The organism is Mycobacterium sp. 852002-51057_SCH5723018, assembly GCF_001667035.1.
Classification (GTDB): Bacteria; Actinomycetota; Actinomycetes; order Mycobacteriales; family Mycobacteriaceae; genus Mycobacterium.
Genome location: NZ_LZIR01000078.1, coordinates 33,431 through 56,654 on the forward strand (window position 1 = coordinate 33,431; position 23,224 = coordinate 56,654).

The 23,224-nt window shown below is 66.6% G+C and carries 24 protein-coding genes and 1 pseudogene; 11 read left to right on the forward strand and 14 right to left on the reverse strand.

Going from position 1 to position 23,224, the window contains the following annotated elements:
• Nucleotides 1–29 precede the first annotated feature (29 nt).
• Nucleotides 30–185, reverse strand: coding sequence for a DUF6131 family protein (locus A5764_RS28900; RefSeq protein ID WP_197501534.1), 156 nt, complete (start codon nucleotides 183–185; stop codon nucleotides 30–32).
• A 124-nt stretch (nucleotides 186–309) separates the two neighbouring features.
• On the opposite strand from A5764_RS28900, the gene A5764_RS16750 reads away from it, so the two are divergent.
• The 3 genes and pseudogenes from A5764_RS16750 to A5764_RS16755 all read left to right on the forward strand — a co-directional run bounded on the left by A5764_RS16750 (nucleotide 310) and on the right by A5764_RS16755 (nucleotide 1,539).
• On the forward strand, nucleotides 310–660 hold the full coding sequence (locus tag A5764_RS16750) for a hypothetical protein (protein ID WP_197501537.1): 351 nt from the start codon (nucleotides 310–312) through the stop codon (nucleotides 658–660).
• A pseudogene (locus A5764_RS29445) lies at nucleotides 615–719 on the forward strand (preprotein translocase subunit SecD); the annotation flags it as partial. The gene A5764_RS16750 and the pseudogene A5764_RS29445, both read left to right, overlap by 46 nt.
• A gap of 13 nt (nucleotides 720–732) precedes the next feature.
• Nucleotides 733–1,539 (forward strand): sugar phosphate isomerase/epimerase, encoded by an 807-nt coding sequence (locus A5764_RS16755; RefSeq protein WP_067114630.1) that lies wholly within the window; start codon nucleotides 733–735, stop codon nucleotides 1,537–1,539.
• Here the strand turns inward: A5764_RS16755 and A5764_RS16760 are convergent, their stop codons facing one another.
• The 5 genes from A5764_RS16760 to A5764_RS16780 form a co-directional block, all read right to left on the reverse strand.
• Nucleotides 1,540–2,274 (reverse strand): class II glutamine amidotransferase, encoded by a 735-nt coding sequence (locus A5764_RS16760; RefSeq protein ID WP_231989732.1) that lies wholly within the window; start codon nucleotides 2,272–2,274, stop codon nucleotides 1,540–1,542. It abuts the gene before it with no gap.
• Nucleotides 2,275–2,395: 121 nt separating this feature from the next.
• Complete coding sequence (locus A5764_RS16765; RefSeq protein ID WP_067114632.1) at nucleotides 2,396–3,472, reverse strand: putative zinc-binding metallopeptidase; 1,077 nt, start codon at nucleotides 3,470–3,472, stop codon at nucleotides 2,396–2,398.
• Between the two features lie 29 nt (nucleotides 3,473–3,501).
• A complete protein-coding gene (locus tag A5764_RS16770; protein ID WP_067114633.1) occupies nucleotides 3,502–4,500 on the reverse strand; it encodes a Gfo/Idh/MocA family protein in 999 nt (332 codons plus the stop codon).
• A 105-nt stretch (nucleotides 4,501–4,605) separates the two neighbouring features.
• Nucleotides 4,606–5,829: an FAD-dependent oxidoreductase gene (locus tag A5764_RS16775; protein WP_067114634.1), complete on the reverse strand. Its 1,224-nt coding sequence runs from the start codon at nucleotides 5,827–5,829 to the stop codon at nucleotides 4,606–4,608.
• Nucleotides 5,829–7,457 (reverse strand): arylsulfatase, encoded by a 1,629-nt coding sequence (locus A5764_RS16780; protein ID WP_067114635.1) that lies wholly within the window; start codon nucleotides 7,455–7,457, stop codon nucleotides 5,829–5,831. The genes A5764_RS16775 and A5764_RS16780 overlap by 1 nt, the downstream gene beginning before the upstream one ends.
• Before the next feature lie 117 nt (nucleotides 7,458–7,574).
• On the opposite strand from A5764_RS16780, the gene A5764_RS16785 reads away from it, so the two are divergent.
• The 4 genes from A5764_RS16785 to A5764_RS16800 all read left to right on the forward strand — a co-directional run bounded on the left by A5764_RS16785 (nucleotide 7,575) and on the right by A5764_RS16800 (nucleotide 10,706).
• Nucleotides 7,575–8,594 carry a nitronate monooxygenase family protein gene (locus tag A5764_RS16785; RefSeq protein WP_067114636.1) on the forward strand — a complete coding sequence of 340 codons (1,020 nt, stop codon included), beginning with the start codon at nucleotides 7,575–7,577 and terminating at the stop codon, nucleotides 8,592–8,594.
• Nucleotides 8,595–8,707: 113 nt separating this feature from the next.
• Nucleotides 8,708–9,178, forward strand: coding sequence for a GbsR/MarR family transcriptional regulator (locus tag A5764_RS16790; protein ID WP_067114637.1), 471 nt, complete (start codon nucleotides 8,708–8,710; stop codon nucleotides 9,176–9,178).
• Nucleotides 9,175–9,996 carry a class I SAM-dependent methyltransferase gene (locus A5764_RS16795; RefSeq protein ID WP_067114638.1) on the forward strand — a complete coding sequence of 274 codons (822 nt, stop codon included), beginning with the start codon at nucleotides 9,175–9,177 and terminating at the stop codon, nucleotides 9,994–9,996. The genes A5764_RS16790 and A5764_RS16795 overlap by 4 nt, the downstream gene beginning before the upstream one ends.
• A gap of 398 nt (nucleotides 9,997–10,394) precedes the next feature.
• On the forward strand, nucleotides 10,395–10,706 hold the full coding sequence (locus A5764_RS16800; RefSeq protein ID WP_156664727.1) for a hypothetical protein: 312 nt from the start codon (nucleotides 10,395–10,397) through the stop codon (nucleotides 10,704–10,706).
• Here A5764_RS16800 and A5764_RS16805 read toward each other — a convergent pair.
• The 4 genes from A5764_RS16805 to A5764_RS28420 all read right to left on the reverse strand — a co-directional run bounded on the left by A5764_RS16805 (nucleotide 10,703) and on the right by A5764_RS28420 (nucleotide 14,837).
• The gene (locus A5764_RS16805; protein WP_067114640.1) at nucleotides 10,703–11,971 is read right to left on the reverse strand and encodes an amidohydrolase family protein; all 1,269 of its coding nucleotides are present in this window, start codon (nucleotides 11,969–11,971) and stop codon (nucleotides 10,703–10,705) included. The genes A5764_RS16800 and A5764_RS16805 overlap by 4 nt on opposite strands.
• A gap of 119 nt (nucleotides 11,972–12,090) precedes the next feature.
• A complete protein-coding gene (locus A5764_RS16810) occupies nucleotides 12,091–12,864 on the reverse strand; it encodes a class II aldolase/adducin family protein (protein WP_067114641.1) in 774 nt (257 codons plus the stop codon).
• Nucleotides 12,851–14,473: a class I adenylate-forming enzyme family protein gene (locus A5764_RS16815; RefSeq protein WP_067114642.1), complete on the reverse strand. Its 1,623-nt coding sequence runs from the start codon at nucleotides 14,471–14,473 to the stop codon at nucleotides 12,851–12,853. Before A5764_RS16815 ends, A5764_RS16810 begins: the two co-directional genes overlap by 14 nt.
• 49 nt (nucleotides 14,474–14,522) lie before the next feature.
• Nucleotides 14,523–14,837, reverse strand: a complete 315-nt coding sequence (locus A5764_RS28420; RefSeq protein WP_156664728.1) for a hypothetical protein — start codon at nucleotides 14,835–14,837, stop codon at nucleotides 14,523–14,525.
• 81 nt (nucleotides 14,838–14,918) lie between these two features.
• On the opposite strand from A5764_RS28420, the gene A5764_RS16820 reads away from it, so the two are divergent.
• Both A5764_RS16820 and A5764_RS16825 read left to right on the forward strand, forming a co-directional pair.
• Complete coding sequence (locus A5764_RS16820) at nucleotides 14,919–15,464, forward strand: hypothetical protein (protein WP_231989733.1); 546 nt, start codon at nucleotides 14,919–14,921, stop codon at nucleotides 15,462–15,464.
• 53 nt (nucleotides 15,465–15,517) lie between these two features.
• Complete coding sequence (locus A5764_RS16825; RefSeq protein ID WP_067114643.1) at nucleotides 15,518–16,399, forward strand: alpha/beta fold hydrolase; 882 nt, start codon at nucleotides 15,518–15,520, stop codon at nucleotides 16,397–16,399.
• 57 nt (nucleotides 16,400–16,456) lie between these two features.
• Here A5764_RS16825 and A5764_RS16830 read toward each other — a convergent pair whose 3' ends face one another.
• Both A5764_RS16830 and A5764_RS16835 read right to left on the reverse strand, forming a co-directional pair.
• A complete protein-coding gene (locus tag A5764_RS16830; RefSeq protein ID WP_067114644.1) occupies nucleotides 16,457–17,851 on the reverse strand; it encodes a fatty acid desaturase in 1,395 nt (464 codons plus the stop codon).
• 30 nt (nucleotides 17,852–17,881) lie between these two features.
• The gene (locus tag A5764_RS16835; RefSeq protein ID WP_067114645.1) at nucleotides 17,882–18,979 is read right to left on the reverse strand and encodes a ferredoxin reductase; all 1,098 of its coding nucleotides are present in this window, start codon (nucleotides 18,977–18,979) and stop codon (nucleotides 17,882–17,884) included.
• 243 nt (nucleotides 18,980–19,222) lie between these two features.
• Between A5764_RS16835 and A5764_RS16840 the strand changes: the two genes are divergently transcribed.
• Nucleotides 19,223–20,074 (forward strand): DMT family transporter, encoded by an 852-nt coding sequence (locus A5764_RS16840; protein ID WP_067114646.1) that lies wholly within the window; start codon nucleotides 19,223–19,225, stop codon nucleotides 20,072–20,074.
• A 74-nt stretch (nucleotides 20,075–20,148) separates the two neighbouring features.
• Here the strand turns inward: A5764_RS16840 and A5764_RS28425 are convergent, their stop codons facing one another.
• Nucleotides 20,149–20,292, reverse strand: a complete 144-nt coding sequence (locus tag A5764_RS28425; protein WP_156664729.1) for a hypothetical protein — start codon at nucleotides 20,290–20,292, stop codon at nucleotides 20,149–20,151.
• Between A5764_RS28425 and A5764_RS28905 the strand changes: the two genes are divergently transcribed.
• Nucleotides 20,291–20,455, forward strand: coding sequence for a hypothetical protein (locus tag A5764_RS28905; protein WP_197501543.1), 165 nt, complete (start codon nucleotides 20,291–20,293; stop codon nucleotides 20,453–20,455). The genes A5764_RS28425 and A5764_RS28905 overlap by 2 nt on opposite strands.
• A 14-nt stretch (nucleotides 20,456–20,469) precedes the next feature.
• On the opposite strand, the gene A5764_RS16845 is transcribed toward A5764_RS28905, so the two are convergent.
• Nucleotides 20,470–23,136 carry an FHA domain-containing protein gene (locus A5764_RS16845; RefSeq protein WP_197501559.1) on the reverse strand — a complete coding sequence of 889 codons (2,667 nt, stop codon included), beginning with the start codon at nucleotides 23,134–23,136 and terminating at the stop codon, nucleotides 20,470–20,472.
• Between the last annotated feature and the right edge of the window lie 88 nt (nucleotides 23,137–23,224).

Genomic DNA, 23,224 nt, shown 5'->3' on the forward strand with positions numbered 1-23,224 from the left:
GGCTCCAGCGATGTGGCCGACGGATGGTTTCAGAAGTAGTGCCGGCGGCCGCCGATAGCGCGTCCGGTGTGACCCACGATCGCCAGGATCGCGCCGATGACGACAAGGATGATCCCGATGGTCCACAGGATTGACATCTTGAGCAGGAATCCTGCGATCAGCAGGACAATGCCGAGAATGATCATGGTGAGGCCTTTCTTCTCGCAGTCGCTGACGGAGACTGGTCGGGTCGGTTGGCCCGACGCTGACTTCAGTTGACCACCCCTAAGGGGGGCAGCAGTACACCCCTAGGGAGGTAATGTCCCCGACATGCCTCCGCGCGCACCGATCACGGTCGCACTTGTCGATGACTACGACGTCGTCGTGAAAGGGGTGGCCAACATGCTGGACCCGTACCGCGACCGTGTTGCGATCGCAGAGCTCGACTCCACCATCCCCGTCGATGACGCCGTCGACGTCGTCTTGTACGACTCATTCGCCCAACTCGAATCCGATCATGAAGAGATCGGGGTCCTGGTTGCGAATCCTCGGGCGCGGCGAGTTGTGTTCTACACCTGGAACTCTCACCCCGATCTCATCGAAAGTGCGCGGAACCACGAGCCCAGGGCTATCTATCGCCGATCATCGAAGAGCAAGTCACTTCGGGGCGGATCGCATTGACCACCCAAACACCCCGAGCCACCGACCAGTTGGCCAAGCTGGCGGGGCGGCCCGCTTGACCGGACCCCGCGGATGAATACAGATCGGCTGGGTATCGGTTTCCTCTGCGGATTCGGGCTTCCGCCAGTCGAATTCGTCAACCTCACCGCGGACCTTGGCTGCGGGTACATGTCGGCCGTTGTACGGGGCCAACCGCTGGTGCCGCTCGGCTACGCGCCGTTCTCGCTGCAGGACGCGCAAACGCGGCGAGACGTGCTCGCCGCCATGGATCACCGCGGCGTCACCATCTCGCTCGGCGACGGGTTCCTGGTGCTGCCCGACGCCGACATGGGCAGCTTCTCGGGGGACCTCGACGCGCTGGCCGAACTCGGTGTCCCGCGGATCAATGTCGTCAGCCTCGATCCGGATCTGGGCCGCACCTTCGACCAGTTCGCGGTGCTGACGGAACTGGCCGCCCAACGTGGCATCGACACGGTGGTCGAACCGGTCCCCGGCCTGACCGTCGGCGACCTGCCCACCGCGCTGGCCGCCCGAAAGCACGTCGGACGGCCCGACTTCCGCGTGTTGATCGACACCATGCACCTGGTGCGATCCGGGGCCGGCGCCGCCGACGTCGCGGCCGCCGACCCCGACTGCGTCGGCTACGCCCAACTCAACGACACGACGCTGCGGCCGCGCATGGACAATTACATGGAGGAAGCCATGTTTGAGCGCATGGTTCCCGGCGAAGGCGAACTGCCGCTGGGCGACATCCTGTCCGCGCTTCCGCCCGACATCGTGATCGAACTCGAGGTGCCGCGGCGATCACTGGCGCTGGCCGGCGTCAGCCCGATCGATCGACTGCGCCCGTGCGTCGAGGCCGCGCGCCGTTTGTTGTAGTCAGGCAGCCTGCGGGCCGATCGGCTGGAAGGCTCGCTCTTCGATGTCCTGGTCGATGATCAATGCGGTCCCGGCGGCCAGTTCCCGCCACATTCCCGGCAATCGAGTCAGCGGCTCAGACACCACCACGCGGGCATCATCACCAAAGTGCTCGAATTTTTCGTTGTCCGGATACAGCATCCGCACCGACTCCGGATCTTCGCTCACGTAAAGGGTATTCGCTTGCGGCCCGCTGGCGTAACGGGCGGCGTACAGGCGTACGCCGTCGCTGAGCCCTACCGTCATCTGGAGGGCGGGTTCAGCCACCTTCGCCGCGGCGGCGACCGCTTCAATGTAACCCGCCATCCGAGCGATCCCGGCGATCGGATCGTCCGTGAGGCCGAAGGTGAGCGCGAGGTGGAACATCAATTCCGAATCGGTGGAACCGGCGATGTTGCCAAACAAGTCGGGATGCACGGCGAGCAGCAGGTCCCGGCGCAACTTGTGATATCCGCCGATATATCCGTTGTGCACAAACAGCCAATTGCGGTAGCGGAACGGGTGACAGTTGCTCTGCTGCACCGGAGTCCCGGTCCCGGCGCGCACGTGGGCGAGGAACAGCGGCGTCCGGATCTCCGTGGCCAGTTCCAGGAGATTGTCATCGCCCCACGCCGGCGTGATGCTGCGAAACAGCGCAGGTTCCGCGCGGTGCTCATACCAGCCCAGCCCGGTGCCGTCGCCGTTGGGAATCTCCATGTTAGGGGCGTGCCTGCGGCTCTGCTCGATAAGCGACCGCGGCGGATCGTGTAGCAATTCCCGGGGCGCGATCGGGCTGCCCAGGTACCCAACCCAGCGACACATCTGCGTCTCCTTGCCTCTAGTTGCCCGAACGTGAGACAGCCTGCTCGCGGATCACTTTGTGCACGAAGGCCAACTTGCGGACGACCGGTGGCGGGATCTGGAACGGGTAGAGCGGGTTCTTGCCCATCGCCGCGTTGACCCGATTGAAGAACACCGCCAACCATTTCCAGTCATCCAACACCTGCTCGATCGGTGCATCGTCGTGCGACGCAACGGGAACGACGTCGCGCGGGAAAGAGAAGCGAAGCCTGTTGGCGTGCAAGATCAGTCCCGCCTCACAGCAGGTGTCGACGAGGTCGGTGATGTGCAGGTAGTGCGCGAAGCACTCGGCGAAGTCCTCCCAAGGATGCATCGTCGCGTATTCGGAAATGTAGGAGTCGCTCCAGTTCGGCGGGGCACCGAATTTGTAGTGACGCGCGATCTCCTCTTGATAGTCGGCGCGTTCGTCGCCGAAGATTTTGCGGCACTCGTCGAGATAGCGCGCCGCGCCGGGATCGCGTTCCACCAGAACGCTCTGGTAATAGTGGCCGACCTCATGCCGGAAATGACCCAGCATGGTGCGGTAGGGCTCGCCGAGGTGCACCCGCAACGACTCTCGATAGGCGTCCAGCGACTCGACCAGATCGATCGTGATCACCCCGCCCGCATGACCGATCACGATGCGCTCGCCGCCCGTAAAACTGGACAGCAGATCGAATGCAAGCCCTCCGTCGTGACGCCAATACGGGTCGACCGGCAGCCCGATATCGACAAGCTGATAAATCAACCGCCGCAGCGCAAACGCGGTGGACATCAGCTTTTCCATGGCGATGGTGTCGTCCGCCTCCGGCTCGCGACGGATCAGCGAATCGGCGAGGCATCGCCCCTGCTGGCCGCCGAATCCCTGTTGCTCGGGAACCAGCCAATTGCAGCCGAGGGTGACCGATCGCGTGCACGCGACCCATGCCTGGCCGTCGAGTACGGCCGTGCCCGATGAGGTCGCGACCATGGTTTGGCTTGGGATGTGCAATCCCAGCTCGGCCGAGCAACTCGGGCAACGCCGCGACTCGAATGGTGCGAAGCCCCGACAAACGGGGCAGGCGAACGCGCGCACGGATCCATCGTGGCACGGTCTGGGTGCGCTTAGCTCGGTTCTCGGAGCGGGAGGCCGGCGGCGCGATAAATGGCGTCGATGACGGTCATGTTCTCGATCGCGTCTTCCGGAGTCGTCCTGATCGGTTCGCGGCGCAGCACCGCCGCCGCGAAGACGTCGAGTTGGTAGGCGTAGGAGGCGCGTCGCCCGAAACGCTCGACGCGCCTGCCGTCGCGTGAGCGGACCGTGAGCCGATGGAAAAGGTTGGGCAGCACCGGATTCAATACGCGCACCTCGCCGTGTTCGCCGACCACCTTGGCGTTGATCTGCAACAGGCGTGCCGACCACATCGAGCAGCGGACCCGGCCGGTGTGGCCGCCGGCGAACCGGACCTCGGCGGTCATGGCCCGGTCGACTCGCGGGTCGCGCAATTTTGCTTTTGCCCAAACGACTTCCGGCGTCGAACCGCCGAACGTGCGGACCATGTGAACCGCGTAGCACCCGGCGTCCATCGTGGCGCCGCCGGCGAGCGAATAGTTGTAGCGGATGTCGGAAAACCTCGGCAGCGGGAAGCACAGCGCGGCCTCCACCCGCTTGAGCTTGCCCAGCTCGCCCGACGCGATGATCTCCTCGACGCGACGAGTCAGCGGGTGATAGCGATAGTGGAAGGCCTCCATCACCACCCGATCCGAATTCGCGGCCAGTTCGGCGACCTCACGGGCCTCGGCCGCGTTGGCGGTGAACGGCTTTTCGCACAAGACATGCTTGCCCGCAGCCAGCGCCGCACGCGTCCACCGGCCGTGCAAGCCGTTCGGGAGCGGGATGTAAACCGCGTCGAGGTCGGGGTCGGCGATCAGCGCGTCGTAGCTTTCGTGCACCCGCGGAATGCCGTGCTTGTCGGCAAAGGCCCGCCCGCGCGACGCATCGCGCGCCGCCACGGCGGCCACCGCGACCTCGCTGTCTTCCTTGGCCGGGTTTACGAGCGCCAACGGTGCGATCTGGGCCGCGCCCAGGATGCCGATCCGCAACGGGCTCCCCTGTCCAGACACGGAGCCGACGCTAGCAGCTGGTCATGTCTGGCCGCGGCCATCGCCCAAATCGACGCCAGCGTGCGGCTCACTCGCACTTTTCCGCGCTTGCGTCGATCTCGGCGGCTATCGACGGGCGAAGGCGGGCGCGTGCTCGGGCCGCACCCCGACGCCGATGAAGTACGCCGGCAGGAACGAGAGCCACGGCAGCCGCTCGATCACGCTGAACAAGGCCGCCGGCGGCGTGGGGTCGGCGCCGCGAAGCAGCGGGCCGAGCAGCCGCTTCTGCAGCACCCGTTGCACCGCCTGGGTCACCGCGGTCGGGAAAAGGCGGCGGCGGCGGACGGCCGCCAGCTCGCGAATCGTGACGCGGTGTTGTCTCAGTGGTTCGGCCAAGATCGTCGCGGCCGCAACGGCGTCCTGGACCGCCAGATTGATGCCGACGCCTCCGAGCGGAGACATCGCGTGCGCGGCGTCGCCGATGCACAGCAGCCCGTCGGTGTGCCAGGGGCGCAGCCGATCCACCCGGACGTCGAGGTGCTTGATGTCGTCCATGGAAGTCAGGGCAGCCACCGCCTCGGACGCGTCCGGCAGCAGCGCGCTGACATCGCGGCGGAACTCCTCGATGCCCCGAGCGCGCAACTGGGCGTCCGTCCCTTTGGGGCCGAGGTAGGCGATCTGGTCGTAGCCTTCGCGCGGGATCACACCGAGCGCCTTGCCGGGAGCCACGCGCGGCAGGAAGGAGAATTGCGCGGCGTGTTTGCGCGGCAACCGGAACCACCAAACGTCGAAGTTCACCGGGTATTCCCGCGTCTTCAGGCCGGTCTCGCGGCGCACGATCGACGACCGGCCGTCGCAGGCCACGATCAGCTCGGCCCGCAACTCACCGGGGCCGTCGGGCCCGTGGTAGCGGACCCCGGCGACCCGGCCGCCCTCCCGCAGCAGGCCCGTGGCTTCCGTCTTCATCCGCAAGGTGAAGCTCGGCTCTGCCTGGGCCGCGTCGGCGAGCAGGTTGAGCAAGTCCCACTGCGGCACCATGGCGACAAAGGGATGGGGTTGGCCAAAAGGCCCGAGCCGCCCGAAGTCGACGTAGGTCACCGAGCGCCCGTCGGACTCAAACTTCGCGTTGCTCACCGCGGTGAAGGGCAGCTTCGCGAAGCGCTCCCACAGGCCCAGCTCGTCGAGTAACCGCATCGTGGTCGGATGCACGGTGTCGCCGCGAAAATCGCGAAGGAAATCCCCGTGCTTCTCCAGCAGCGTGACCTCCACGCCCGCCCGGGCCAGCAGCAGCCCGAGGACCATGCCGGCCGGGCCGCCGCCGATGATCGCGCAGGTGGTTGTCTGAGCCATCAGCGCTCGAAGGACTGCAGGTCGGCGTCGAACACCGAGACTGGGTCGAGGATCACCCCGGTTTCCTCCACGTAGCGGTCCCACAGCGCCACCAGCTCGGTCAGCTTGTCGGGCCGCACCGCGGCCAGGTCGTCGGTCTCGCCCGGGTCGGCGGACAGGTCGTAGAGCTGCCAGGCGCCCGAACCGTACGGCACGGGCAGATAGAGCGCCTTCCAGTCGCCCTGGCGGATTGCCCTGCGCCCGAACAACTCCCAGCCGGTGCCGGTCTCGGCGTCGTGCACCGCTTCGCTGTCCCCGGCCAGGTACGGAACCAGGGAGCGGCCGCGCATGGGTTCGACTTCGCGGCCTTGATAGCGCCCGTTGTGGGCGGTGCCCGGATGCGCGATGCCGGCCAGTTCCAGCACGGTCGGGGCGATGTCCATGACGGTGGTGAACGCCGTGCCGATCTCGGCCTGCCGGGAAAAGCCCGGCCAGGTCAAAAAGCCCACCACCCGGATCCCGCCCTCGGTGGTGAACGCCTTGTGCAGGCGCGACGGCGCCGTGGCCGCTTGCGCCCAGCGCGGCCCGTACCAGATGAACGAGGTGGGGCGGCCGAGGTTGTCGAGGCTGTTGTCGCAATACGTTTCGATCTGCGCGACGATTTGCGGCCCGCGCAGCGGCATCGCCTCGACCATCGCGCCCTCGGCGCCGTTGTCGGACAAGAAGATCACCACCGTGTTGTCCAGTTCACCGGTGCCCGCCAGGTAGTCGATCACCCGGCCGATGTTCTGATCCATGCGGTCCACCATCCCGGCGTAGACCTCCATGCTGCGGGCCGAGCGCGCGCGCTCGTCGTCGGTCATGTCGTCCCACTCGGGGGCGCCGTCCGCCACGACGGGGTGTGCCGCGACGTCGGGTGGGCACAGACCGAGCTTCTTGAGCGCGGCCAGGCGTTCCTCCCGCAGGGCGTCCGGACCCGCGTCGTAGCGGCCGCGGTAGGTCGCGATGGACTCGTCGGGCGCCTGCAATGGCCAGTGCGGCGCCTGGAATGGCAGGTAAGCGAAGAACGGCCGGTCGTCCTCCGGAGAGCGTTCCTGGAAGTAGCGCAGCAGCGTGTCTGTGTAGAAGTCGGAGGAGTAGAAGTCCTCGCCGACGGTGACGAATCGATCGTCCTCGGTGTAAAGCGTCTGCACGGGCGAAAAGCCGCCGCCCGCGGCGGGGCCGTAATGGCTGGCGCCGGCCGGCAGCAGCGCGAACGAGCGCTCGAATCCGCGGGCCCACGGCGACGTTTCGATGGTGTCGCCCAGATGCCACTTGCCCGACATCAGCGTCAGATATCCGGCGTCGCGCAGCAGCTCGGGCAGCGCCACGACCCGGTCGTTGAGGTGGCCCTCGTAACCGGGCGCGCCCTGGAAGCCGGGGAGCGCGACCTCGAGCATCGTGCCGATGCCGGCGACATGGTGGTCGGTGCCGGTCAGCAGCATCGCCCGCGTCGGCGAGCACGCCGGCGCGGAATGGAAGTCGGTGAACCGGATGCCCGCGTGGGCCAGCCGATCGAGGTTCGGCGTGTTGATCTCGCCACCGAACGCGCCGATGTCGGAAAACCCGAGGTCGTCCGCCACGATCACAAGAAAATTAGGCCGCGTCACGGTGAAGCATCCTGTCAGGTCCTGGGTCGGGATGGAATGTTTGACGCGACGCTGTGGTCGATATTGTCGGGATAACGCTCGATGCACGCCACGCCTTGACGTCGAAGGGGCACCGAAATGCTGGAACAGTTTGGGATGTCCATTCCGCTGGTCGCCGCCCCGATGGCGGGTGGCCCCACTACCCCGGCGATGGTGTCGGCCGCGAACCGGGCGGGTGCGCTGGGCATGCTGGCGGCCGGCTACAAGACCGTGGAGGCCGTCGAGGCCGAGATCAAGAAGGTCCGAGCCGAGGGAATCCCGTTCGGCATCAACGTCTTTGCGCCCAATCCCCTGCCTATCGACCCGGACCGCTACAGCGAATACGCCGCGATCGTCCAGAAGGAGGCCGACCAGTTCGACCTGACCCTTCCCGCCGAGCCGATCGAGGACACCGACAGGTTCGACGAGAAGGTGGCGTTGCTACTCGACGACCCCGTGCCCATGGTGTCGTTCACGTTCGGGATACCGCCGGGCGACGTGATCACCGCCCTGAAAAAGGCCAATAGCGTTGTGGTGCAGACGGTGACCACGCCCGACGAGGCAGCGCAGGCCCACGAAGCCGGGGTTGACATGCTGGCCGTGCAGGCTGCGGCCGCCGGCGGGCACTCGGGTACCCTCTCGCCGCGCAAACCGTTGACGCCCGTCCCGATCGTCGACCTCGTCAAGAGCATCGTCGCGAGGGTGCCGCTGCCGGTTCTGGCCGCGGGCGGGCTCGCCACCCCCGCCGCGGTGGCCGAGGTGATCCGGGCGGGTGCCACGGCGGCCGCGGTCGGCACGGTCTTGTTGCGCGCCACCGAAAGCGGCGCCTCGGCCACGCACCAGGCCGCCCTTGCCGATCCCGGTTACACAGAGACGGTCATCACCCGCGCCTTCACCGGTCGCCCCGCACGCGGCCTGCGCAACGCGTTCATCGACGCCCACGAGGCGGAGGCGCCGCTGGGTTATCCGGCGATTCACTACCTCACCAGCCCGATGCGCAAGGCGGCCGCCGCGGCGGGCAAACCGGACTACGTCCACCTGTGGGCGGGCACCGGGTACCGGCACGCCACCGCCGAACCCGCGGCCGACATTCTGCGCCGATTGGTCTCCGACCTCTGATCGATACCGACCCGCTTCGCGTGTCGGACCCCTCCAACTCTGAATGCCTTTCCCCGCCTCGCGGGGTATTGTAATCTGCGTTTAGTACGTACTGAACGAACAAAGCGAGGCCTATGTCTCCGGAAGAGGGCGAGTTCGTCGACCGCATAGGTTTGTTCTTCGAGCTGCTCGGCGCCAGCCGCACCATGGGCCGCATATATGGGTGGCTACTGATCTGTGATCCGCCCCAGCAGTCGTTGACCCAGCTAGCCGCCGCGCTATCGGTGAGCAAGGCCTCGATCAGTACCGTCGCCCGGCAACTGCAGGACGGCGGCATGGTAGAGCGGTTGCCGAGCCCGAATCGTCAACACCTCTACCGGGTCACGCCGGGCGGATTCACCAGCGTTCTGGAAACGCAGCTGTCGCTGATGCGTCGGGGCATCGAGCCCGCCGAGTTCGCTTTGTCCGTGTTGGGCGACGACCGCGCCGAGCAGCGACAGCGTGTCGAGGACTTCCGCGATTTCTGCGAGTTCTGCACCCAGGCCTATCGCGACCAGCTCATGCGGATGTGGACCGAATACCGGGAGGGAAGGAAACGGTCGTGACTCGGACGGACAAAGTCGACTTCACCAACGTGCCGTGGGGGTCGGTGGAGTGGACGAACCTGTGCACGTTGTACCTGCGGGCCTACGAAAATGGTTCGCCGGCACCGATTCTGGGCGATGCGGCGGCCGCGGAGGCGGTGGACCGCATCGATTACGACTGGGCCCGGATGCGCCGCTCGATGCGACCCGGGTCCAACCAGTACCTGGTCACGATGCGCGCCAAACAGCTCGACGACTGGTGCGCCGACTTCCTGCGCCGGCATCCGAACGCCGTCGTGCTGCACCTCGGGTGCGGCATGGACACCCGGGCGTTCCGGTTGTGTCCACCTGAAGACGTGCTGTGGTTCGATGTCGACCAACCGGACGTAATCGCGTTGCGACGCAAGCTGTACGACGACCGCGACGGCTACCGGATGATCGGCTCGTCCGTGACCGATGAGGCATGGCTCGACGAGATACCCACCGATCGCCCGACCCTGATGATCGCCGAGGGACTCATCATGTACCTCACCGAGCCCGAGGTGCGCAGGCTGCTGCAGAACCTCACCGACCGGTTCCGCGGCGGCGAGCTCCTCTTCGACACGACCTCGCCCATGGGGCCGCGGCTGTCCAAGGTGCTCACCAAGGGCATCACCAAGTGGGGCATCCGGGATGTCCGCGAACTCGAGCGATGGAACCCGCGGCTGCGCTTCCTCGAGCAGTCCCGCGTGGGGGCACTCTACGAACGCATACCCTCGGCGTCACTGCGGCTGTTGTGGCGGCTGGTCAACACCACACCGCTCGGCAACTACGACGTGCTCAATCGCTTCGCGTTCTAAAGTCATGCGGCGCATAGCCGCCGCGGCAATCAACCGGCCGCGCCGCGGGCGTACGGGCGCTGTGTCCCGATGACGCGGTCGATTGCATCGCTGACGCATTCTGGGTCCTGGTGCAGGAGCATGTGCCCGGCGGCGGGTCGGTGCAGGTGCGTGGCACCCCGCACGCTGGCTGCTTGGCTGCATCCGAAGCTACGGAGCGACGGCGCCCGTGACGCGCTTGTGCTCGATAGCCACGCAACAAGCGATTTTGAGCTTTTGCGCATTGTGCGCAGCGGCTTCTAGACCTGATTGCGACCGGCGGTCATCCGTGTCGGTCGCGGCTCCGAAGCACTACCGAGCGGATGTGACGGTTAACACGGTTAGGTCAGAAAGGGAGGCCCATGCCGATGGGATACGCGATGTACAGAATGGTTGCCGCCGGCGACGGTTCGCCCCAGTCCCCCTCCGGATATCGCTACTACTTGGTGGCCCATGCGATCGCGACGGCCCTGTTGCTCATCGCTTTGGTCGCTGCCATCTGGCAATTCATGGACTGGGTAGGCGCACCGTCGTGCCAGGCCGTCGCGTCGACGCCGCCGGTGTCCTCGGCGCCAGTGCTGCTCGACTCCGCCCAGGCCGGCGGACCACCCCGCCTGGCGGCGCCCGCCGAGGTCGCCCTCAACCGGGGAGACTGCCCGTGTCCGCACAGCGGTAGCGCGAAATCGCCCTAGAACGCGTCGGGGTCCTGCTGCACTGCGTCCGGCACGGGGTGGCGGTACAAGCGAGACGCGTTCTCCCAGGTGAACTTCCGGATGACGTCCTGGGGCAGATCGCCGATTTGCTCGTGGATCGTTGCTTGGGTGTGCGGCCAGGTGGAGTCGCAATGGGGGTAGTCGGCCTCCAGCATGATGTTGTCCATGCCGATCCGGTCGCGCTGCACGAACGACGATTTGTCCTCCACCGCGCAGAACCAGAAATTGCGGGTGAAAACCTCTGCCGGGGTAAGGCTTTCGCCATGTGCCTGCCAGGTGCCGTACATCGCGTGATAGCTCAGCATGTGGTCCAGGCGATCCAAAAGCCCGGCGACCCAGCCGATCCCGCCTTCGGACAGGCAGATCTTCAGGTCGGGGAACCTGCTGGGCAGACCTGAGTACAACCAGTCGACCCCCGCCGAGATGGCATAGGCGAAGAACAGCACCCCTTGCACATCCGGCGGCGCGTCGTCGGTGGTGGACGGTGAGGACCCGGAAGATCCGATGTGCAGGTTGACCACGGTGCCGGTCTCGGCGCAGGCCGCCATCATCGGATCCCAGTGACCCGAGTGGATGCTCGGCAACCCGAGCATCGCCGGGTTCTCGGTGAACGTGACGGCGTGAAAGCCCCGCTCGGCGTTCTCGTAGATCATTTTCGCGCCGAGCTCGGGATCCAGCAGCCACGGCAACTGACACGGAATGATGCGTTCGGGATACGAGCCCGCCCACACCTCGAGGTGCCAGTCGTTCCATGCGCGCACCGAGGCCAGCGCCAGGTCGCGGTCCTTGGTCACCTGCTGCAGCCGCTGGCCGGCGAACCCGGGCAAAAACGACGGGAAGTTGAGCGAGGCGTAGATGCCGTTCAGGTCCATGTCTTTGACACGTTCATGGATATCCCATGCTCCCCTGCGCATTTCGTCGAACCGGACCGGCTCGAAGCCGTACTCCGCCACCGGTCGCCCGACGACGGCGTTGAATCCCACGTTCGGCAATTCGCGGCCGTCGTAGACCCATGTCTGTCGCCCGCTCTCGGCCTCCACGACCTTGGGCGCGCGGTCGGCGAACTTGCGCGGCAGCCGTCCGGCGAAGGTGTCCGGCGGTTCGACGATGTGATCGTCGACCGAGATCACCGTGTAGCGGCGGGGCGCCCGGGGCGGATCCGGCAGGAACGTCACCGCGCGATGCTCGCCGGTTTTCGCGGTCGTGAAGTTCAGGTTCGCGGCCAGCTCATCGATCGATTTCACTCGTCAACCTCCTTGCGCGGCATCGCATCGAGTGTGCAATCGCGGCTTTGGGTGTGAAGTGAGGGCGAGGCCTGTCGGCGTGTCGCCACCCTGGATGCACACTGGACCGCCACGACGCATCACGTGAGCACGCCTGGGTCGGCCTTGATGGTCATCCGGGCGGCGCCGGCCCAATACACGTCGGCGGCCCGTTCGATGAGCGAGCGTTGCATGCCGGCCATGTCGGACCAGTTCATCTTCGCCGGCTGCTGGCCGGTCAGCATGACGTCATAAGCGAGCTTGCAGACCCGCTCGATCGATGCCGCGCGGTAGACGGCCTCCGGCAGGTTGCGGCCCGTCGCGATGACGCCGTGGTTGGCCAGGATGGTGAGGTTGGCCCCACCGATGCGGGCCGCTAGATCGGCTGCGCGGGCGGGAGTGTCGATCTCGCCGTCGTAGGTGTCGACGAGGCAGAGGTCATCGAGGTACAGCGATCCGGTTTGGTGGACCAGTTCGGGCAGCCTGCCCAACGCGGCGAGCACACATGCGTAGTAGGGGTGGTTGTGAATGACCACCCGGGCGTCGGCGCGGACACGGTGCAGTTCGGTGTGGATGTGAATGGCCGGGGTGACATCCCAGCGGCCGTGGACCACCCGCGCCTCGCTGTCCACCACGCAGATGTCCGAGGCGGTGAGCTCCTGCCACCACAGACCCCACGGGTTGACGAACATGTCTGTTTGGCCGTCGGCCTGCCAGGTGATGTGCCCGGCCATGTTCTCCGCGAACCCGATCGCGGCAAGGTGGCGGAAGGCCACCGCGAGTGCCTGCTCGTTGGACAGGTCGACGCCGATCGGGGGCACCACCGAGGGAGCCCAGACCTCCAGGCCGCCTCGCCGCGGGTCAGGAGCGTTCATGGTCGGCCTCCATCCTGGTTCGAATATCCTCGCGGAGTTGGCCTTTGGCAACCTTGCCGCCTGACGATCGGGGAAGCTCATCGAGGACGATGAGCCGTTCGGGTAGCAGCTCCTTGGACACCCCCAGCGCCAGCAGGTGCTCGACCAGCTCAGGCAGTTCGATGGTGGCCGAGTCGACGAGTTCGGTGTAGAGGCAGACCTTTTCGCCGAACACCGGGTCGGGCATCGCGACCGCCGCCGCCACGGCGATGGCGGGATGCGTCGCGACGGCATCCTCGACCTGGCTGGCGCTGATGTTCTTGCCGCCGCGCAGGATGAAATCGGAGGTTCGGCCGGTGACGGTGAGATAGCCGTCCGCGTCGATCTCGCAGATGTCGCCCATCCGCATCCACCCGTCGGGGGTGAACAGCTTGTCGTGATCGGTTCCGCCGAGGTAGCCGACGCTGGTTGCCGGGCCCCGGCAGGCGGGCTGGCCACGCCCGGTCTCGGTGACGTCCCGATCCCCATCGAAGAGCCGGACCCTCATTTCCGGGACTATGCGACCGCCGGTGCGCAATCGGCGTTCGCGCGAGTCATCGATCGTGGTCGCGCTCAGCATTCCGGTCTCGTTGGAGCCATAGAACTGCAGGATCGTCGCGCCGGTGAGTTCCTCGAACTCCGCGGCCGGCCGGTACGGCAACGCCTCACCGCCGGCAAACACGACACGCAGCGAGCTCAGGTCGTGCTCGCGAGAAGCGGGGTCTGCCATCAGCATGGTCAATTGCGTGCTGACACAACACAACACGGTGACCCTATGGCGCGCGATCGCCTCACACGCCGCGGCCGCGCTGAACCTCGGCAGGATCACGGCGCTGGCGCCGAGATAGATCGGAGTGGTGTGGCTGGTCCAGATACCGAAGCCGAAAGGCGTCGGAATGACCGGCAAGAAGACGTCGTCAAACGTCAGCAGCCCGTTGGCGACGGCCTTCTGGTGGAAGTAGTACCAACGGTTCTGGGTGTGCACGACGCATTTCGGCAGGCCTGTGGTGCCCGAGGTGGAGTTGATCAGAAACACGTCGTCGGGACCGGGTTGGGCTTCGTTCCCCAACTCCTTGGGCTCGGCGTGGGTGTCGAGCCGGGGCGCGCCGGCATCGCCACCCAAGACCAGCGGGGACACCGGGTATTCGTCGGCCACACCAATGGCGGCGGCACGGCGGCGTTGATCGCTGACCAGGATGCTGGGCTTCGCATTGCGCAGTATGGCAGCGACCTCGCGGACCCCGGCCCGCGCGCCGATCCCGACCACGATGGCGCCGCAGCGTTCGATCGCGACGAACAACACGTGGATGGCCGCGGAGTCCCCGTGCCACACCGCGACCCGATCGCCGCGCCCCACGCCGACACCGGCCAGCTGCCAGGCTAAATCGCTTGCAGCGCCGTCGAATTCGTGCCAGCTCAGGCATGCGCCTGGGTGATTGACGTAGGCGGGACGGTCCGGTGTGGATGCGGCGTTGCGGCGCACCGCGTCCGATAGCGTCGAGTCGGACCACCAGCCGGCGGCACGAAACCGGGCCGCGTCCTCGTCGGTGAAGGCCGGCGAGCCCACGGTAGCCAGCCCAGCGGCGCTCATCCCCAAATGATAGGAAAGCCGCCCGGCGTTGAGTCAGCGAGTGCTGCCGCTAGGGATTCTGTGGGGCGGGGGCGTTGTGTTGGTTGGCCCCCGGAATCCCCGGACGCGCGTGCGGGGTGGGACAGGTGCGACGCGGAATGCAGCCACAGTTGAGGCCGACGATGCAGGCGCCCCCGCCGACGGGCTGCACCGGCAAGGCGCCGCCGCCGTCACCGGCCGGCAGGGGCGCGGGCGTGACGCTGGACGACGTGCCGATCGCGGCAGTCGCCGGTTCATCCGAACCGCCCAGCCCCAGCCCGACCGCAAGAACCAGAGCGGCGCCACCGCACCATGCGGCGGCCCTCCTGCCTCTGCGATTCGCCATGGGTGTCAACTGTAATTTCTCTGCACGGGATGCGCACAGTGGCAGTGCGATGGCACTTCAATGCTCAGGAGGCGGTGGCCGATGAAAACCCGACGAATATCCGGGCTTTGGCCCGGGTTGCTCAGTGGCGCGGCCGCCGGGGCGGCGGGGACCACCGCCCTCGATGTGATCACCTATCTCGACATCGCGGTGCGGGGCCGGCCGACGAGCAGCACGCCCGAAAGAACCGTCGAAGCGATGACGCGGCTGGTCGGCCTCACGGTGCCGGGCACCGGCGACACCCTGGCCAACCGGCTCTTGGGCCTTGGCGCGCTCACCGGGTATGCCGCGGGCATCGGGATGGGCGTGATCCTCGGGCTGGCCTACGCGCTGGGATGGCGCCCCCGTCTCCTCGTCGCGACCCTGGTTGCGACGCTCATCGCGCTGATCGGCACCAACGGGCCGATGACCGTGCTCGGCGTGACCGATCCGCGAACCTGGGGCGTCGTCGGCTGGATCAGCGATCTGGTTCCGCATTTCGGCTACGGGATCGTGACGGCGCTCGTGCTGCACTACCTCTACCGGCCCGAGCCGGAGCTTCGAGACGCCATCGCGACGGCTGATGGCGTCGATCGCGGATCGAAATGAGCCGTGGCCGGTTACGAACGCCGCCGCCACGCGCCATCCGATATCAAGGAGGGATGAGCGGCGCACAGGTCACCCGGTTGCTGGAACGCCATCGATCCTCCGGGCGCACCTTCAGCGCCGACGGGATCTCGTCCTTCGTGCTCGACGACGGCCCGCGGGACTCGCCCCCGGTGGTCTGCGTGCACGGAGTTCCGGCCTCGGCCTACCTGTACCGCAAGGTGGTGCCGGCCCTGGCCGCCGAAGGCTTGCGCGGCATCGCCGTCGACCTGCCGGGGCTCGGATTCGCCGAGCGACCCGCCGACGGTGACTACAGCTGGACGGGACTCGGCCGCTGGCTGCTGTCGGCGATCGACGCATTGGGACTCGAGCGCTTCCACCTCGTGGTGCACGACATCGGCGGCCCGATCGGCTTCGAGGTGGCCACCGCGGTGCCCGATCGGCTGCTGTCGATGACGGTGTTGAACACGATCATCGAGGTGCAGTCGTTTCACCGGCCATGGCCCATGGAGCCTTTCGCGCATCGGGGCATCGGAGAAGCGTGGCTGGCCTCGATGCACCTGCCGGGCGCCTTCCTTTCGATCATGCGACTCGTCGGGGTGAGCCGCCGCGTCCCGGCCGCCGAACTCGCGTGCTGGTTGCCGCTGCTGTTCGGCGACGACGGCGGTCGGGCCTTCCTGAAGATCATGCGCGGCTTCGAACTCACCGCCGCCAAGCAGCGCCGCTACCTCGACGCGGTCCGCGACACGCCTTACCCGGTGCAGATCGTGTGGGGCGCGCGCGACACGATGCTCCCCTGGCGCCGCTACGGTGTTCAGGCCCAGCGCGCGGCCGGCGTGCGGGACCCAATCATATTGCCGGCCAAACACTTCCTGCAGGAGGACCATCCCGAGGAGATCGCCGCGGCGGTCCGTCGCATCGCGACCACAGGCGGCTAGCCCAGGACGCTGGCGGGCTCAGTCGAAGGATGAGTTCAGCGCGAAGCCCCGTTCCATTCAGTCCTTACCACGCGGCGGGGGCTGCACCTCGACACCGGTGGACTCATGCTCGGGTCCGGCGGCCGGGTGTTCAGCCGGGACACGCTCACGGAACCGCGTGGCCTCGCCGGGTTCCTGTGGCGCCGGCCGCCCGTCCTGGCTTCGATACGGCCCGGGCTTGGGCCGCGGCTTTCCGCCGGGGAACGCCAATCGGAAGATGCTGCGGTGCACCATGAACCACTGTTTGGAAAATCGCCCGGAGTTGTACGGCAGCTCGTACCGCTCGCAGATATCCTTGATCTTCGGGGCAATCTCGGAGTATCGGCTGCTCGGCATGTCCGGATACAGGTGGTGCTCCACCTGATAACCCAGGTTGCCGCTGATGACATGGAACAGGGGGCTGCCCTCGATGTTCGCCGCGCCGACTAATTGGCGGACATACCAACCGCCGCGCGTTTCGTTCTCGACCTCGTCCTGGCTGAAGGTGTAGGTCTGGTCGGGAAAATGCCCGCAGAAGATGATGGCATGCGCCCACACATTCCGGATCACGTTCGCCACCGCGTCAGCGGCCAGGGTGCGCAGATATGTGCTTTCCACGCCCGGCAGAACCCGGTCCAACAGCGTCGCCGCGGCGCCTACCCGTCCCTTGTCGGAAACCCTCCGCAGCGCTCTGCCGACGCGGGACTCTGCGGGCTGGTCGATCCTGCCCCGCAAGGCAAGCTGCACAAGTCCAAACGCGCCGGCGCTGATGAGCGGCCAACCGAGGTAGTCCTTGATGGCCTGCGAACGGGCCTTAACTCCAATTCCTTTCAGGTCCTTCCGCACCTCCGACCAAGGCTTCTCGCCGGCCCGGATCGCCTCGATGTCCATGTCGTGAACTGCCACGCCCCACTCGAAGAGCACCGTCAATAGCAAGTTGTAAAGCGGTTGGGCGAGGTATATGGGTCGCCATTTCTGATTAGGGTCGATACGCATGATCTCGTAGCCGAGATCTTTGTCCTTGCCCCGAATGTTCGTGTAGGTGTGGTGGATGAAGTTATGCGAGTGCTTCCAAGCCTCCGCCGTCGAGGCGGTGTCCCAGTCCCAGACCGAGGAATGAATGTCGGGGTCGTTCATCCAATCCCATTGGCCGTGCATCACATTGTGGCCAATCTCCATGTTCTCCAAGATCTTTGCCATACCGAGGCACGCTGTGCCGAGAACCCAGGCGGTTCTCGAGCGCGACGCCAGCAGTAGCACGCGCCCGACCACCACGATCTGCCGCTGAACCGAGATCACGGTCTTGATGTAGCGTCTGTCCCGCTCACCGAGGTCGGCAAACACCTCGTCGTGGATCGCGTCGAGTTCTTTCGCAAGTTTTTCCAGCTCCTGTTCGCCCAGGCGGGCGAGCGGACTTTCCACGGCCTTAGTCACATCCGTAGTGGTCACTGTGGCTCCTTTCGGTCACAGTTCGAGTTCGACATCGCCTTCGGCGGTGTTGATACAGATCCTCACGTCCTGTCCGGTGGGTTCAATGACTTCACCGGAGCGCAGGTCACGCATCTTGCCCGACTTCAGCGTTCCTACACAGGTATGGCAGATTCCGATTCGGCAGCCGTACGCAAGGTTTAGGCCGGCCTTTTCGCCGGCGTCCAAAATCGATGTGCCGCCGTCACATTCGACGGTCTTCTCGCTGTCCAGGAAGCAAACCGTGCCGCCTTCGCCGGCGGCGGCGTCACCACCGATCTTCGGTTGGAACCGCTCGAAGTGCAGGCGATCCGGATCGCCGTTGTTCTCCCAGTGCTCGATCAGCGCGTCGAGCATTTCGCCCGGACCCGAACAGAACGACTCGCGTTCACGCCAATCCGGGCACACCTCGTCGAGGTCGCCCGGCGAGAGTCGGCCACGTTCGGAGGTGAGGCGCAAATCCAGGCGCATCCGCTCGTGGCGGCGGTCCAGGTCTTCCAGGACGGGCAAAAACATGACCTGGTCGCGGGTGCGGGCGGAGTGAATGACGACCGCATCGCCCAGATCGTCGCGATGGTCGAGGCTGCGCAGCATGCTCATGATCGGCGTGATGCCGCTGCCGGCGCTGATGAACAGCAGTTTGGGCGGGAGCGGTTCGGGCAGCGTGAACACGCCCTCCACCTCGCCGAGCCGCACCAGGTCTCCGGATTGGATCTTCTGCACCAGGTAGGGCGACACCACCCCGCTGTCCACCTTCTTGGGGGTCACACTGATCAGACCGTCGTCGGGCGACGGATCCGAGGTAAGCGAGTACGCGCGCCAGTGATAAACGCCGTCGATGACCACACCCAGCCGCACGTACTGGCCGGGCTTGTGGCCCGGCCATTCGTAGCCGGGCCGGATCAGCACACTCGCGGCCTCTGAGCCCTGCGGCTCGACCCGCTCGACCTTTCCCCGCAGCTCCTTGGTCGTCCAGAGCGGGTTGATCATCTCCAGGTAGTCGTCCGGCTGCAAAGGACTGAACAGTTGCCGAATCGCGCGCAAGAACAACCGGCGTCCGCGTGGGACTTGGGGAGGAGCGCCGCGTTCCGCCATGGTTTCTACAGTACACAGTTGTACACTGAACGCAAGTAGCGGATTTAAATGTGCTGGGAAACAGCAGCTTTGCGATTTAGGGCATTGCACCGAGACGGCAGGAGTGTTTACTCAACTCGCCTTCAGGTGTGTTCGCGGTCACATCGCACGTGCCCTATGACTTGCCCATCCGCTCACCCGCGCAAACATCGCGCGGCGAAGACCATCGGATTTGCCGCCCAGCGTCGCGGCTATTGTCGGTGGGTGCTGATCGGGTTCCTGCTGGCTCTGGGCTGCTCGGTGTGTTACGGCACCGCCTCGGTATTGCAAGCCGTCGCGACACGATCGGTGGAACCCGCCAGCACGTCGGGTGTCGATGCCGTGCTGTTGATGCGCGCCGTCCGGCAGTGGCGCTATCTGGCCGGCGTCGGCCTCGACGCCGTCGGTTTTCTGCTTCAGGTGATGGCATTGCGCATGGTGCCGATCTACGTCGTCGCAGCGGCGCTGGCCGCCTCGATCGCCGTCACCGGCATCGTGTCCGCCTGGGCGTTGTCGGCGCGGCTGTCCCCGGCCGAGTGGACGGCCGTGGGAGTGGTCTGCGTGAGCCTGGTCGCGCTGGCCTGCGCGGCCGGGCCGGGGCACTTCCGTCATGCCCCGGCCGGACTCGGTTGGGCGCTGATCGGTGTGGTCGCCGCGCTCTTCATCGTCGGTGCCGCGGCGGGCCGTTTGCATAACCGGGAGCGCGCGCTTGCCCTTGGGCTTTGTGCCGGAAGCGGATTCGGTGTGGTCGAGATCGGCGTGCGCCTGATCGATGTGATCGACCCGACGAAAGCCGCCTTCTACACCCAACCCGCTTTGTACGCGGCCGCGGGTGGCGGCGCCGCGGGATTCCTGCTCCTCACCTCCGCCCTGCACCGCGGATCGGTGACCACAACGGTGGCCGCGATGGTCGTCGGTGAAACGATCGCTCCCGCGATAGTGGGCGTGGTGTGGCTGGGTGACACCGCCCGCGATGGTCTGGGCTGGCTGGTGATCGCGGGATTTGTTGTGGCGGTGGCCGGAACGCTGGTGCTTGCGCGCTTCGGCGAGGCGCCCAATCCGGCCGAAACCGGTTGAGCCACTTTGCTCTTGCATCAGCGGCAGCGCTGGCGCCGTGACAGCGTCCCCCTCGCGCGATGTTCACCATCGCCTCAACCGGTGGGCACCGGATGTAAAAACGCTGTCAATGTCCCGTAAAACTGCTCCGGCTCAATCGCGGTGATGCGGCCCGGCTGGGAAGATATGCGGAATAACAGGGCATTTTGCCAGTCCCCTCCTGACAGGAAGAAAGCCATGCCGACCTTTGAGACACGTCTCCGCCAGGAGTTGCGCGACTATGCCATCGAGCTGCGGCAGCTGGCGTACACGCTGCCGCACGGGGTTGGCGAGCACAGCCTGCTTCAGCTCTCCGACCGCATGCGCGCGGCCGCCGAGCAGGTGGTCCGCAAGGGCGCGTAGCCACCGGCGTGCGGTCAGCCGCCCTTGAGGCGAATCTTCCAGCGCACGAAGCCGAGATAGGCGATGCTGAGCAACACCAGCATGCCCATGTCGAACCACCACGCGCCGGCCGTGTGACGCCAATGCGAGTCATGCGGCGTCTGCGGGACCTTATCCTGCAGGCTGAGCAGGTCGACAGTGGAGGCTGACGACGCGAAACCCCATCTGGCCGGGGTAACCCAGGACATCTGGTCGAGACCGGTTCGCGCGGTAACCGGGATCATGCCACCGGAGAACACCAGCTGCGACATCACCGCCACGACGAGTAGCGGCATGATCTGCTCATTGGACCTGGCGATGGACGACAACACCAGCCCGAGCATCGCCGAGGTGACCGTGGTCATCGCGACGTCGACGAACAGCTCCAGATTGGGGATGCCCAACGCGACCGCACCCTGGGTGGGGCCACCCTTGCCGAGGATGGCGATGACCGTCACGATCGCCGACTGGATGACCGCGAACACGGTGTACACGCCGACCTTGGCCAGCAGGTACGCCGACGTGGACAGGCCGACCGCCTGTTCGCGCAAAAAGATCGGCCGTTCGCCGATCAGGTCGCGGATCGTCAGCGCCGTTCCCATGAAGACCGCGCCAACGTTGAGCAACACCAGGATTTGCGCCGGCTCCGTCGGCGCGGCTCCCATCGGGTTCGGCCTGCCGAAGCCGACATCGCCGGGCACCGACATCGACAGCGAACCCATGATGAACGGCAGCAACGCGAGGAAGATGAAGTAGCCGCGGTCGGACACGATCAACCGCACCTGCCGCCGCGCGATCGTCGAGAACTGCCGCAACAGGCTGGTGTGTGACGGGTCGCCCAGCTCGGCCGGTTTCTCGGCGGGTGGCGGCGGGGGCGGCGGACCCGTCCGCGCCAGGTACCGCGCCTTCGCCCCGTCCGGGTCGCTGGCGACCGTGCTGAAGATGTCGGCCCAGTTCGTCGTGCCCATGGCCGGGCCGATCTGGTTGGGCGGCCCGCTGAACGCGGTCTTGCCGCCGGGCGCCAGCAGTAGCACCTGGTCGCAGACGTCCAGGTAGGTCAGCGAGTGGGTGACCACCAGCACCACGCGACCGGCGTCGGCCAGTTGCCGCAGCATCGTCATCACCTGCCGGTCCAGCGCCGGGTCCAGCCCGGACGTCGGCTCGTCGAGGATCAGCAGCGACGGCCCGGTCAGCAGCTCCAGCGCAACCGACGCGCGCTTGCGCTGACCGCCCGACAGCTTGTCGACGCGGGTGTGCAGGTGCTGGGTCATCTCGAGTTCCTCGAGCACCCGGGCCACCACCTGGGCGCGGTCGGTCTTGGTGGTGTCGGGCGGCAGCCGCAACTCGGCGGCATACATCAGTGCCTGTTGCACGGTGAGCTGCCCGTGCACCACGTCGTCCTGCGGCACCATCCCGATCCTGCTGCGGAGCGAGGCGTACTCGGCGTGAACGTTGTGACCCTCGAAGGACACCGTGCCCGTACTCGGGTGTGTGTAGCCGGCCACCAACCGGGCGAACGTCGACTTTCCGGCGCCGGAGGGACCGATGACCGCCGTCAGCGTCCCCGGTTGAGCCCCCAGCGAGATGTCGTCCAGCAGGACCTTGTTGTTCTCGATCGTCCACGTCACCCCGCGCACGTCGAGGCCGCCGGTGCGCGTCGCCGTCGCGCTCTCGTCGCGGCGGGCCAGCGTGCCGCCGGCAAAGACGAGGTCGATGTTGCCGATCGTGACGACGTCGCCGTCGTGCAGAACGGCCGTCTCGACCCGCGCGCCGTTGACGAACGTGCCGTTGATGCTGCGGTTGTCATGGATCTCGGTGCCGTGCGGCGTCGGGATCAGGGTGGCGTGGTGGCGCGAGGCCAGTACCTCGGGAATGACGATGTCGTTGTCGTTGGCCCGGCCGATTTTGATGGCGCCGGGCGCCGACTCCATCGCCGCGCGACCGGGCCGCAGGATCTTCATCATCGACGTCGCGATGTTGGAGGTCTCGCCGGCAGCGGGTTCCGAAGTGGGAGCCGGCGGCACGTGCATGGGCTGCGCCCGGTAGATCTTCGGCGCCTGCTGCGGTCCGGTGTGCGGTCCCGACGGAGATCCGCCTGCCGGGGGGCGCGGCTGCGGCCAGCTGGGCGAGTGACCTAACACCGGTCCCGCTGGCGGAACGTTCGCCTGCGGTCCGCCGACCGGATGTGAGGGTTGGCGAACCTGGGCCGACGGTGACTGCGGCTGCCCCGGCCACTGCGCGCCGACCTGCTGCGGCGGCGCCTGGGGCGCGCGTGCGCTCGGCCCGTTCGGCGCGTTGGCGATCGGTATCGACGCCGTCAGCGGGGGCCGCCCCGCCGAGCCCTGATGGCGACCGACCTCGAAGGTCAGCGCCGGGCCGTCGGGGTTGCCGATGTTGACCCGCAGGCCGTCCTGGATGTCGACCACCGGCACGCGACGGTTGTTCACATACAGGCCGTTGAGGCTGCCGTTGTCGATGGCAACCCATCGGCCCTGGTCGAAACGCACGATCAGGTGCGTCCGGGAGATCAGGGGGTGTGCGACGCGGACGTCGGCGCGCAGGTCACGCCCAATGACGACATCTGTTCCTGCTGCGAAGGTGCGCTCGGATCCCTCGTACCGCACGGTCAGCACAGGCGGGGCTGGTGGGCTCACGAGGACCAACTGTATCGGCCATGGCGGCGATTGCAGACTAAGTCGTCAACGCGGTTTCAGACCGCCCCGACGACCTGCCCGTCGGCGCCGTTCCGCC